11 protein-coding genes are annotated in these 12,522 nt (G+C 62.9%); 1 reads left to right on the top strand and 10 read right to left on the bottom strand.

Annotated features, from left to right (window positions below):
* The first annotated feature begins 164 nt into the window (after window positions 1-164).
* Complete coding sequence (locus RDU24_RS13010; RefSeq protein WP_308736201.1) at window positions 165-746, top strand: hypothetical protein; 582 nt, start codon at window positions 165-167, stop codon at window positions 744-746.
* Between the two features lie 121 nt (window positions 747-867).
* On the opposite strand, the gene RDU24_RS13005 is transcribed toward RDU24_RS13010, so the two are convergent.
* The 10 genes from RDU24_RS13005 to RDU24_RS12960 all read right to left on the bottom strand — a co-directional run bounded on the left by RDU24_RS13005 (window position 868) and on the right by RDU24_RS12960 (window position 12,501).
* On the bottom strand, window positions 868-1,212 hold the full coding sequence (locus RDU24_RS13005) for a DUF488 domain-containing protein (RefSeq protein WP_308736200.1): 345 nt from the start codon (window positions 1,210-1,212) through the stop codon (window positions 868-870).
* A 57-nt stretch (window positions 1,213-1,269) separates the two neighbouring features.
* Window positions 1,270-3,507, bottom strand: coding sequence for a nitric-oxide reductase large subunit (locus RDU24_RS13000; RefSeq protein ID WP_308736199.1), 2,238 nt, complete (start codon window positions 3,505-3,507; stop codon window positions 1,270-1,272).
* 268 nt (window positions 3,508-3,775) lie between these two features.
* Complete coding sequence (locus RDU24_RS12995) at window positions 3,776-4,519, bottom strand: ABC transporter ATP-binding protein (RefSeq protein ID WP_308736198.1); 744 nt, start codon at window positions 4,517-4,519, stop codon at window positions 3,776-3,778.
* Window positions 4,520-4,522: 3 nt separating this feature from the next.
* Entirely contained in the window at window positions 4,523-5,656 is a 1,134-nt protein-coding gene (locus RDU24_RS12990; RefSeq protein WP_308736197.1) for an ABC transporter permease, read from the bottom strand.
* Window positions 5,653-6,816 (bottom strand): efflux RND transporter periplasmic adaptor subunit, encoded by a 1,164-nt coding sequence (locus RDU24_RS12985; RefSeq protein ID WP_308736196.1) that lies wholly within the window; start codon window positions 6,814-6,816, stop codon window positions 5,653-5,655. Before RDU24_RS12985 ends, RDU24_RS12990 begins: the two co-directional genes overlap by 4 nt.
* 18 nt (window positions 6,817-6,834) lie before the next feature.
* Entirely contained in the window at window positions 6,835-7,434 is a 600-nt protein-coding gene (locus RDU24_RS12980; RefSeq protein ID WP_308736195.1) for a TetR family transcriptional regulator, read from the bottom strand.
* Between the two features lie 534 nt (window positions 7,435-7,968).
* Window positions 7,969-9,180, bottom strand: coding sequence for a GGDEF domain-containing protein (locus tag RDU24_RS12975; RefSeq protein ID WP_308736194.1), 1,212 nt, complete (start codon window positions 9,178-9,180; stop codon window positions 7,969-7,971).
* Between the two features lie 57 nt (window positions 9,181-9,237).
* The gene (locus tag RDU24_RS12970; RefSeq protein ID WP_308736193.1) at window positions 9,238-10,428 is read right to left on the bottom strand and encodes an anaerobic nitric oxide reductase flavorubredoxin; all 1,191 of its coding nucleotides are present in this window, start codon (window positions 10,426-10,428) and stop codon (window positions 9,238-9,240) included.
* 27 nt (window positions 10,429-10,455) lie between these two features.
* Entirely contained in the window at window positions 10,456-10,992 is a 537-nt protein-coding gene (locus tag RDU24_RS12965; protein WP_308736192.1) for a hemerythrin domain-containing protein, read from the bottom strand.
* 423 nt (window positions 10,993-11,415) lie between these two features.
* On the bottom strand, window positions 11,416-12,501 hold the full coding sequence (locus RDU24_RS12960; RefSeq protein WP_308736191.1) for a lipid II:glycine glycyltransferase FemX: 1,086 nt from the start codon (window positions 12,499-12,501) through the stop codon (window positions 11,416-11,418).
* Window positions 12,502-12,522: the final 21 nt, after the last annotated feature.

Raw genomic sequence — 12,522 nt, 5'->3', positions numbered from 1 at the left:
GCCCCGGAACGCCCCCCCCCACCAAACCCTGTCAAGCCGCCATTTTTGTCCTTTTACCGGCCAAAAACAGGTCATTTTTGTCCGACCCCAAAACCCCGTGGTAGACTTCCGCCATTTGCATCGGGCATCCCGCCCGGCGCGCAAACCCACCGGAGGAAGCCACCATGGCCACAAGCGTCATCGAAATCTGCAACAACGCCCTCATCGACCTCGGCGAAGAGGCCATCGCCTCGCTGGCCGACAACACCAAGGCCGCGCGGCTGTGCAACCAGCGCTGGGCCGCCTGCCGCGACGCCGTGCTGCGCGCGCACCCCTGGAACTGCGCCACGACCCTCACCGAGCTGGCCTCAAGCGCCGTCTCGCCGAATTGGAGATGGTCCGCCAGCTACCCGCTGCCAACAGACTGCCTGCGCGTGCTCTTCGTGGCCAGCGGCGGCGCCAACCTCTCCGCCTGGGAGGTCCAGGCCGGAAGCGTGCTGTGCGACGAAACCGGGCCGCTCAGCGTCGCCTACATCCGCCGCGTGGAAGACCCGCGACTGTTCGACGCCCTGCTCTGCGAAACCCTCGCCGCGCGCCTGGCCGCCACCCTGGCCTACCCCCTCACCGCCTCCACCGCCCTGGGCCAGGCCTTCTGGGCCATCTACGCTGACAAGCTGCGCGAAGCCCGCGGCGTCGACGCCCGCGAAGCCTCGCCCATCCCGGCCCCGGCACCCACCTCCTGGCTGGCCGCCAAAATGGGCAGGTAGGCCAGCGGGACCAGGGGCTCTGCCCCTGGACCCCGGTCAAGGGAAGAAATGTGACACCTGCATTAAGAGGTCATGAGTTGCCGCCATGAGGTGAGAAGTCCCAGGAGCATCGACGGGAAACTTATCCCTTCATCTCCAGGTATTGGCGCAAGGCGACGGCCTGATTGCGCTCCCTCTCCCGGCTGGCATAGAGAAGCGTCACGGAGCCTTCGCGCAGGAGCGTGATGATCTTTTCGACCTCTTGCGGATGCCCGTCCAACTCGGCAAAATATAGATTCTTGAACTCCGGCCACTTATCTGGATCGTGGTTGAACCACTTGCGCAGGGCTGCGCTGGGGGAAATCTCCCTGAACCACAGCCCGTGAAGTTCCTCCTTCTTCAAGCCCCGTGGCCAAAGACGGTCCACCAGAATCCGGACCCCATCCTCTCCGACCGGCTCGTAGACCCTTTTGATGAAAATGCCCATTGCACGCTCCTGCTGGCGGGAAGGGACAGACGCGCCGTCCCTCCCCGCATGTCTGCCCTATGACTTCCTGAAGTAGCTCAACCAGATTGACCGCAGGAGGAAAAGCAGCAAGGAAAACGCCCCCACCGCGAAGACAACATCCGGCAGCATGCGGAGCCACGTCACCGTGCGGATGAACTCGCCGGAGGTGATTTCCGGGCTACGCGCATACCACATGCCTTCCTTGACGGCGAAGTAGAACTGATAGAATCCTGAGGGGATAAGACTCAAGACCATCATGCCGGCAAGGCCGCCATTGAGCCCCCAAAAGCTCCATTTGAGCAGGTGGTCAGACCACGAAGCCCTGGTGACGATGTGGCGCACCGAGAAGAGCATCAGGGAGATGGCGAGCATGCCGTACACGCCGAACAACGCGCCGTGCGAATGAATCGGCGTGGTGTTGATGCCCTGGGCATAGTACAGGACGATTGGAGGGTTGATCAGGAAGCCGAACACCCCGGCCCCGACGAGATTCCAGAACGCCACGGCCACAAAGAAATAGATGGGCCACTTGTATGCATACCCTCGTCCGCCGTCATCCACGATTCTCAGATTGTGGGCGGCCTCGAATCCCAGCAACGACAGCGGCACCACCTCCAGGGCGGAAAACACCGCGCCCAGAGCGATGACGATGGTCGGGGAGCCGCTCCAGTACAAGTGGTGGAAAGTGCCGATGACACCGCTGCCGAGATACAGGAAGATGATGAAGTACACGCTGGTCAAGGCGAACTTCTTGCTGACGGCGCCGATGTGCGAAAGCAGGAACGCCATGACGACGGTGGCGAAGACCTCGAAGAAGCCTTCGACCCACAGGTGCACGACCCACCAGCGCCAGTATTCCGCATCAGAGAGGTGGCTGCCCTTGCCGTAGAGAAGCCCTGCCATATAGAACAGCGGGATCGTCACGGCGCTGTACAGCAGCATGTGCGTCAGCCCGCCGCTGTCGCTCTCGCCTTTGACCGCCGGTCGGATGGCCCTCCAGACAAGGACGAGCCAGATGATCATGCCGGCGATGAGCAGCAGCTGCCACACCCGGCCGAGTTCGATGTATTCGTAGCCTTGGTGGCCGAACCAAAAGCCTTCGCCGCCGAAGAAGCCCGAGACGGAAAGCCAAGTCCCGCCAAGTGTACCCAGCACAACAACGACCAACGCCCCGAAGAGGATGTAGACCCAGGCCGCCTGTCCCTTCGGCTCCACCCCGACGAAGGGGCCGACGAAGAGGCCGGTGGCCAGGAAGCACGTGGCGATGAAGAAGATGGCCAGCTGGATGTGCCATGTCCGCACGGCCGCGTACGGCAGGAACGAGGCAATCGGGAAGCCGAAGAACGAGGTGCCCTCGACGGTGAAGTGGGCCGTCACCGCGCCAAGGCCCAACTGCAGAGTGAAAAGCGCGATGGCGGTCAGGAAGAACACCAGCGTCGCCTTCTGGCTTGGCGAGGGCTGCGGCTCAGGGAAATCAAGCAGCAGGTTGCTTTCGTACTCGCCCAGGCCGACGTACCGCTGGTAGACGAACAGCGATCCCGCAATGCCGAAAATGAGCAGGATGACGCTGACGATGGACCAGATGAGGAAATCCGGCAGCGGGTTGTTCCCCACAAGGGGGTCGTAAGGCCAGTTGGTGGTGTAGGTATAGGCCGCGTCTGGCCGCTGTGTGCCCGCCGCCCAGGAAAGCCAGGCGAAGAAGTCCGCCATGACGCGGCCTTCCTCGGCCGTCCGCACGATTCCCGACTGCAGCCCCATGCGGCTGTTGCCGTTCTGAAAAAGCTCCGTGTAATATCCGGTCAAGGCCGCAAGAGCCTCGGTCTGGAACTCCGTCAGAGCCAGCGTGCCCGTGCGCGGGTCGTAGCGGTTCTTCTTCATGTCCTGCGTCACCAGGACCTGTAGCCGGGCCTGCTCCGTCGGGTCCAGCTTCTTGAAATCCTCCTGGGTGAACGACCGCGCCTGCGCAGCGTCCAGGCCGTGGTGGCGCGCCGCCAGGAAAAGCCCCATGCGGTGCAGAAAATCGGCGGACCAGTCTGGCGCGAGGTACGCCCCGTGTCCCCAGATCGTCCCGATGTGCTGCCCGCCCCTGCTGTAATAGTAGTTTTGACCGGCGATGACGTCTTCGCCCTTGAAGAGGACCTTGCCGGCAGGATCCATGACCTGGGCGGGGATGGGCGGTTTCTCCTTGTTGATGAGGTAGCCGCCGAAAATCAGGACGCCAAATGTCAGCGCAAGGCAAAACAGGAAAACCGCTTTAACCCGTGAGGTAACCATTTGCTGTCCTCCTTTTGGGTCTGGTTATGTACCAGAAATTCGTTCTCGACCTCAAGCCCCTCCTTAAACCTCCAGGTGATTTTCGAATCGTCGGCCATGCCGTATGGGAAAACGCAATGCTGTGGTTGAATGCGGGCCGTGGCTTTCGCCAGACCGTGCCGAGCATGGGAGTGATGCAATACTAGAAACAAGGCGAGGAGGTCACCTGACGGCGACTAGCTGACTGCCGGATGCCAAGCCTGGACGCTGCGCGCACCAAGGGGAGCAGCTACCGCCGCTCGGCAACGTCTTTCGACCTAGTGTGCGGACCGTCAATGTCCGCCAACATTCCGTCGCGCAGGTAGAACATCTGGTCAAACCGATCGAAAATCTTCTCGTCATGGGTAACGACCAGCACGGCCGCTCCCTGTTCAGCCGCCACCTTGCGCAGCAGGTCCATCACCACGCCCGCGCGTTCCGAGTCCAGGGCCGCCGTGGGTTCGTCGGCCAGGATGATGCGGGGGCGATTGGCCAGAGCCCGGGCTATGGCCACACGCTGCGCCTCTCCTCCAGACAGGCTGGAGGGCATGACTTCGCGGCGGTGCTCCACTTGCAGGTACTGCAGCAGCTCCAGGGCGCGCTGGCGGGCCGGCCCGGTGCCGGCACCGGCGATCTCGAGAACCACGGCCACATTCTCCAAGACGTTGAGAAACGGCAGCAAGTTGTGGAACTGGAAGATGAATCCGATGCGGTCGAGGCGCAGGCGGCGCAAGTCCTTTTGCAGCCACCGGCCGTCGTAGACCACCTGCCCGTCCAGCGCCACGCGCCCACTGCTTGGTTCCAGGATGCAACCGATGACGTTGAGCAGGGTGCTTTTGCCGGAGCCGCTGGGGCCGAGCAGGCCCACGACCTGGCCGGCATAGACCTGTAGGTCTATGTGCTTGAGGGCATCGACGCGGCCATCGCCCTGTCCAAAGGACTTGGACAGGTTCTGGATGTCCACCAGGGGGGGCGTGGTGATGGAGGCGGCCATCGCTTATCCCCCCAGCGCCACCGCAGGCTCTATCTTCAGGGCCAGGCGCACCCCCATCCCGCTGGCCAGCACGCACAAGACCAGCACCACAACGGCGAGCGCCAGCCCGTCCCCCGGCAGCAGTATCACCCGCCTGGGAAAGAAGTCCTTGGCGAGGTTGATGAGCAGGGCGCCCAGGGAGAAGCCGATCACTGCCATGGCGACGGCCTCCTGGATGATGAGCCCTATGATGGTGGCGTCCGGCGCTCCGATGAGCTTGAGGGTGGCGATCTCACGCACCTTGTCCATGGTCATGGTGTAGAGGATGAGGGCGATGATCACGGAGGAGACGGCAAGGAGGATCACGGTGAACAGCCCGATCTGGCGGCGGGACTTGTCCACCACCGACTTGGTCAGAACATCCTCCTGGGCGGACTGGCTCAGGGCGGTGAGATGCTTCCAGCGTCCCACAGCCTCGACCAACTGGCCGGGAGCTGTGCCCGGGGCGACCCTGGCCACCACGGCGTTGACGACATCCGTGGTGGCCGGAGGCGCGCCACGCTCGGCCTCCCGACGGGCCACCGGAGGCTCAAGCTCGAATTGCAGGCGCTGGGCGTCCTGCAGCATCAGATAGGCCACGGGGTCGCCCCCGGAGGAGACCTGGTCCCGGGTCAGGCCGACCACGGTGAAGACGTTCCGCCCCAGGCGCACTTGCTCTCCCAAGACCAGGCCGCTCTTGACGTCCGCCAGCATCTCGTAATGGCTGCGGCCCATGGTGCGGCCGGCGGTCACGTTCTCCGGACCTCCCGGCCGCCCTGGCTCGTAGCCCACCACGTAGAGCCGCAACTTGCCCCCGGAGCGCAATGCCTCCACCGACTGATAGGTCAAGGAGCCTGCCGCGGCCACCCGGGATAGACTGGCGATCACTTCACGGGTGTCTCCCGGTATCCGGGAAGACTCTGCGAAAGGCCCCCGCTTTCCAGCCTCCACCACCCACAGGTCGGCCCGAGGGGTTCTGGACAGGGACAGCGCCTCTTCCACAAGCCCTCGGTAGATGCCGATCATGGAGAGCACCAGACCCAGCAGCAGGCTGAGCCCCAGGCAAGTCAGCACAAAGCGCCCCAGATTGTGCCGGATGTCACGCAGCGCCAGGTTCATGGCCGGTCTCCGGATTGTGCCGTCGCCCGCCGTCCCTGGCGCAGGCCTGACGGCAAAGCTGCGAGAACACGAGCTCCCTCTGGCAACCCCTGGATCACCGGCAGGCGACCGTCCAGGGTGCCCTGCCCGAAAACCACCCGGCGCAGGTTGAGCCGACCATCCTCCATGATCCATATCTGCCCGCCATTGCCCTCGCGGCCCTGAACGAGGGCTTCCGGGACCAGCACGGCATTGTCCAGAAGACCGGTGTCGATCACTACTTCAGCCTGCTCGCCCAGATGAAACTCCCGGGGACAATCCCCCCAGGTCACGTACACCCGGCGTTCCTCGCCGACTCGGTCACTCTCCAAGTCAATGCGCGCAACCCTGCCGGCAAACCGCTGCCCGGGCAGGGAGCGCAGCCTCACCTCGGCAGGCTGTCCGACTGCGATGTGACCGGCCTTGGCCTCGTCCACAAAGGCCCGCACCCAGACGGAGCAGGGGTCCGCCAGGGTGAAGACCGGCTCGCCGGTCGGCAGGACGGTCCCCAGCTCCTTGTGTCGGCCGATGACCACGGCGCCGTACGGGGCCACCAAGACGTGCTGGGACAGACGCTCCTTTTCAAAACCGGCCTGGGCCTGGGCGTCCCTTACGGCGGCATTCGCCGCCCCCACCTCCGCTTCCGCCTGAGTCACCTCGGCCCCGGCGGTCTGCGCCGCCGCCAGCGACACTTCGGCCTCCTCGCCGGCCAGGACGCCTTGCTGGTGCAGCACCTGGCGTCGGCGGCTGTTCTGCTGCTTCAGGTCGAAATTTGTGCGAGCCTTCTGTAGATTGGCCTGGGCCAGCTGTAGATTGGCCTTCGCCCTTTCAAGGTTGGCCACGGCCTTGGCCACCTGGTTCTCCTGTTCGCTTCTGTCCAGAAACGCCAACGGCTGGCCCGCCTCGACCGAATCGCCATGGTCGGCCTTCAACTCCCGCAGGATCCCACTCACCTTGAAGCCCACCTTGGAGAGCACCCGAGCCTCCACGGTGCCCAGCCCGAATACCTGGAGCGGCGCCTTTTGCGCCGGCTCCAACACCGGGACGGAAATGGGGCGGAACGCATAGAGGTAAACCGACACGAGGACGGCGGCCACGCCTGCGGCGGCCAGGATCAGGATTCGCTTGCGAGGTCGGAGCATGACCGGACTCCTGAAAGGTCAACGTGCCTTGTGCAGGCAGTCGAGCAAGATTTCCAAAAGCCTGCGGCCCTCTTCAGCGAGGTCGAAGGAACGGCCGCTGAGAGACCATTGAGTGGCCAGCCCGGAAGGCAATGACAACAACAGCTTGGCGATTTCCTGGGGCGCTATGTTTCCGGGCAGATCTGCGGCTGCCTGGGCCTGGCGCGACAAGTCCGTCAGCACGGCATGGAAATCCTTGGCCATGTTGTGAAAGACCTGGCGCAGCTCCTCGTTCTGGGTGTGCAGCTCACGTGAGAAGATAAGGGAATGGATCGCAGGAGTGCCCTGTATGAATTGGAGGTGCGCCTCTATGACCCGCCTGATGCTCGCGAGGGGACTTTCTTCGTTCCGACAAGCCTCGGACCAGCGGCGTCGGGCCTCCGTCACGGTCCATTCCGCAACAGTGAGCCAAAGATCGCGCTTGGCCGGAAAATGTCGGAACACTCCGGCCTGGGTGATGCCGACCCGTCCGGCCACCGCCTGGGTCGTCACGCCTTCTGGTCCGAGTTCGGCGACGAGATCGAGGGTTGCTGCCACGATCTCCGTCTTTCTGTCGATGCTGTTCTTGCGTATGGCCACGAATGCCTTCCGTAGTTAGTGGTTGAACACTAACTAGTGCCCAGCCAATCTGTTGTCAATACCGCGCCGGGAGTAATAGTGCCCAATTGCCATTGCTCGTTCCAGACTGGATGCCCATATGGAGAGTAGACCAATGCCCAAGTGCGCGCCTTCGCAGTTGCGGCGGAATGACAGTTCGCAGCCAGCGAGGGGACCATTGTTCTCTCACCGGCATCAACACGATTCCCACGAAGACAGTCGAAGCTTTGGGCATCCCGCTTGATACTTGGGGGGGTCACTCCCCCCATGCCGAGACGCCGAAACGGCTGGTCGTAGAAATTGCCTCTGAAGGTTGCGACTGGGGGACAAAAGAAAAGCCGTCCAGTGCGTTTGGGCGACGCGTTGGACGGCTTTTGCAATGATGTCTGCGCTGGGCACACCAAGCGATTCGTTTTTTGTACCCCCGTGGCTTTGCGAACGCTGCATGACCGATGCAAAACGTGCAGGTAGAGCGGCAGTCCTGCACGGTGGCTGAAAAAGCGTATAGTTCCGCCCCTAGGCGGTCTCCACCCTATTCCTGCCCTTGGTCTTTGCCGCGTACAAGGCCTCATCCGCACGGCATATGAAATCCTCTTGCGGTTCCTGGCCTCTGGTTATGCTCACCCCAAAGCTGGCCGTTATTTCCAAATCTCCGGCCATTGGTTGTGCTGCCACTCGAACACGCAGCTTTTCTGCGACGGCCCCCCCCTGCTCGAGGTCTGTGCCCGGCATGAGCACGGCGAATTCTTCGCCTCCAAGGCGAAACAAGGTATCGGTGGCGCGCACGCTTTTGCGCAGGCGCTTGGCCAATTCTTTGAGCACCTGGTCACCTCTTGGATGCCCATACGTGTCGTTGACATGTTTGAAATGGTCCAGATCGACCATAATGAGGCATAGCAGGGTATTCTGGCGTCCGGCCCTGGCCATTTCGTGGGGGAGTACCTGCGCCCAATACCGGCGGTTGTAAGCCCCAGTCAAGGGATCGCAGGTGGCCTGCTCCTGCAGTCTGATATTCATGGCCTCGAGACTCGCCTGGGAGTGGGCCACGCTGGCCGCCATGGGACGAAAGAGGAACAAACCGGATGCGAGCAGGGTTGCCAAGCCAGAAAGACTGATGCCGGCCAGGAGCCAATCGCGACGCCGTTGCAGGACCGTCCCCTGGTCCTGCAGTTCCTTCACGAGCATGTCATGGCTCGCCAAGAGGTCATCCCCCAGTCGAGTCAGCCGTTCCAGTTCCAGCACGGGAGACTTTAGACTGCCTGCCTTGCCTATCTCCTCCGCCGAGACACGAGCCAACGAGATAAATTCGTGAGCAAGCGCATCATACTTGGTGCCGCGATTACGAGAATCTACAAAAACTAAGGAATTCTCGGTCATTCCCAAGTCTCGGGCCGGGCCATGCAATAGTTGCTCGTGGGCGGTTGTGTATTGGTCTAACACGACACCGTGTTCCCTCAGCAGGCCGACCTGTTGATCAGCTTTGGCCTGCATGGCACGGAGTAGCAGTACCTCCACGCGTTGCGTGAGCATGCGCTGACGAGCTGCCAGGTTGAACATGTACTCACTCAATCTTTCGTCATGCACCTTGGTCCGCTCCAGCCAGTAGCCAAGGAGAATGAGCACGGCAACCATTCCCAACGCCAAGCAATATCGCAAGGTGAGCCTGCCATAGAGTGTTTGCGACCAGGAAAACCACATACGAGTTTGCTCCGGGAAATGTTCGTCCATAGTCAACACCTTGGATGTTGACCATTGTAGACTTGGAATCGACTTTAGTGAAATATCCTAGCCAAGCATCAAGGCGAACGTCTTCCCGAACTCACGGCAGCGCTCCAGCGCTTCGCCGTCCGGAGCCCACAGCTCACTCAGGCCCTCGTCCGGCACCTCGAAGCCAGCGTGGCGCAGGTGCTCGTTGAGCATCTTCACGCTCTCGCCGCTCCAGCCGTAGGAGCCGAAGGCCGCGGCTCTCTTCTTCTTGAAGCCCAGCCCGCGCATCATTTCCAGCAGGCCGCCCAGGGACGACAGGAAGCCCCGGTTGATGGTGGGCGAGCCCACGAGCACGGCCTTGGAGCGGAAGACCTCGGTGATGATGTCGTTCTTGTCCGTGCGTGCGGCGTTGAAGAGCTTCACCGTAAGGCCGGGGGCGGCCTCGCCCAGGCCCTCGGCGATGGCCTCGGCCATGCGCCGGGTGCTGTTCCACATGGTGTCGTAGGCGATGGTCACCTGGTCCTCCTGGTAGTCCCCCGCCCACTCCAGGTACTTGCCCACGATCCACATGGGGTTCTTGCGCCAGATGGTGCCATGGCTGGGGCAGATCATCTTGAGCGGCAGCCCCAGGCCCGCGAACTCCTCGATCTTGCGCTTCACCAACGGGCTGAAGGGCGTAAGGATGTTGGCGTAGTACTTCAGGCACTCGGCCTCCAGGGCGCAGGGGTCGGCCAGGTCGTTGTACATGCCCTCCGTGGCCAGGTGGTGCCCGAAGGCGTCGTTGGAAAACAGGATGTCCTCGCCCGTCAGGTAGCTGAACATGGTGTCCGGCCAGTGCAGCATGGGCGCCTCGATGAAGATGAGTTCGCGCTTGCCCAGGCTCAGCCGCTGGCCGCTTTTGACCACCTGGAAGTTCAGGTCGACGTGGTGCTGGCCGGTGATGGATTTCACGGCGTTGGCCGTGCAGTACACGGGCACGCCCGGGATGTGGCGCATCAGCTCCGGCAGCGCGCCGCTGTGGTCCGGCTCGGCGTGGTTCATGACGACGAAGTCGATGCTCGCCAAGTCCACGGTGGCGGCCAGCTGCTGCACGAACTCCTGGGCGTAGGGGCCCCAGACCGTGTCGAGGAGCACGGTCTTCTCGTCGCGCACCAGGTAGGAGTTGTAGGTGCTGCCCTTGTGGGTGGAATACTCCTCGCCGTGGAAGCGGCGCAGCTCCCAGTCCCGTTTGCCCACCCAGGTCACGGCGTCGGTTATCTTCAGACTCATCGGGTCGTCTCCGTCGGGTTGCGGTGATCAGGAAAGGTACAGGGCCGAAAGCTCGTCCAGCAGGACGTGGAAGGCCTCGTGCCGGCCGGGGCCGATGCGCTCGGCCTCCAGGCGCTCGAAGTCCTCCTGCATGGCTGTGAGGGCCTCGGCCCCCAGCAGGCGTTCGGCCATGGGGAAGAGCACGGTGTTCTCTTTGGCGATGTGCGGGGTGAGCAGATCCGCGTAGGCCAGGCCGGCTGCGGCGAAGGCGGCGGGGTCGCCGGCCTCCAGGGCCGCGCCCATGTCGCGGATGTGCCCCCGGCCCAACTCATGCTCGTGCAGCATCACGGCGATGGGGCCGCCCTGGCGCGGCATGCCGGCCTGCTCCAGCGCAGGGGACAGAATGTCCTCCTCCTTGCCGTGGTGGCATTTGTCGGCAAAGACACGCAAGAACTCGAGGATGTCTCCCAGTTGCCTCCGGGGCAGAGGGGCGCCGGGTTTCAGGCCAGCAGCGATAGCCCGCAAAATGGCGAGCATTTTCAAGATGCCCTGGTGTTCAGCACGCAAGTCGTCCGTGGCGAGCATGGCGATCCTCCTTGTTCTTACTCACAATATACCAAAGGCGCCTATCCTTGTACAGACCGGTGAACCATGGGTTCCGTTGGCCAGAGACTAACAAAATCCCAGGCTCAGGTTTAGGGGGGGCAGGTCAGAAGGCCATGGGTCATAGTAGACGTGAAACGCTTAAGCACTCTGGATGGTATGTGCACCCGCCCTGATCACAATAGCCATCGACGGCGCGACCGAAGCAGTCGAAGTGTCCTTCTTGGCGTTGGGAAAGACGCACGGTTTCTATCCGGGCCAACGTAAGGTCTCGACTGGTGGGCCGTTTTGGCTTTTTGGGGGAGCCGGAGGGCTGGGAGGCGAGGTTTCTGTTGTTTTTCATCTGTCTAGTTCCTTGAATGGTTATACTGATTGTTTCTGCCCTATTCGCTGACGCCTACAGGGTCATGGTGCCGACTGGCCCAGTCCACGTCTCTCAATCAATCCGCGCCAGAGTTCCGCTTCGTGATACAGGGCGTACACATCGTGACGCAGTGGGTAGTCCCACATGCCGGACCTGTACTCGATCTGGCCACCGAAGCCAGCCTTGAACCGGTACAGGCCGTGGAAGGGATGGGCCGGGTCGTCCCCAGGCGATACTGCGCCCATGTCGTAGCGAGAGCAGCCCCGTGCGCGTGCGAGGCGCATGGCTCCCCAATGCATGAGGGCCGGGGCCATGAGGTTGCGCTTGAAATCGGAGGAGGCCCCGTAAAGGAAGGTGGCCGTGCCCTCGGAGACGCCCACGATGGCCCCGGCCAGCACATCCCGACCGTGCCGCGCCAGCAGAAAGAGGAAGTCCTGGCCCGGGAGTTCGTCTGCCCGGCCCTGGAACACGGCCGCAAAGTGGGCGGCCCCGCTGGGGGCGAAGCCGTTGCGCCGCGCAGTCTGCCGATACAAGGAGTAGAAGCTGGGCAAGTCGGCCTCACAGGCCGGGCGCACCACCACGCCCCTCCGCCGAGCCAGGCCGATATTATAGCGCGTCTTGGGCTTCATGCGTGCGAGCAGGTCCGCCTCTTCGCCCGTGAGGTCCACCACCAAGGAATTGGCTGGGGTCATGTCCTCCGGCGCCTTGCGAATGTTCCAGGAACTGGTGCCCATGTTCATGCGCAGTTCGCGCAGCCTTGGCTCCGGCATCGCGTGCTGTCCATCTCGCGCAAGTTGCTCGGAGTAGGGGGAGGCCCAGGGCAGGTCGTAGCGGATGAACGCCACGTCCGGCCCAAGCCGGGCCGCCAGGGCCTGGGAGAAGTCCTCCAGAAAGGGGCCGTACTGCTCCTCGGACGGCGCGTACTCCGGTCCTTGGGGCACTAGGGCCAGCTTATGGTTGCCAAAGGACTTCAGCAGGACCAACACATCCTTGCCAGGCCCGACGGCGGGTATGTCGAAAGCCTTGGGGCTGAGGCCCAGCCGGGCCTTGACCCGCGCCCAGCAGGGCGTCTGGAAGAGGATATCCGTGGGGTACAAGGAGGTCATGGCTTTGGGTCTGATGTTCATGGCTGCTCCAGGTGGTGGGGC

Source organism: Humidesulfovibrio sp. (assembly GCF_031082295.1).
Lineage (GTDB): Bacteria > Desulfobacterota > Desulfovibrionia > Desulfovibrionales > Desulfovibrionaceae > Humidesulfovibrio.
This window is presented reverse-complemented; position numbering and strand designations above follow the sequence as displayed.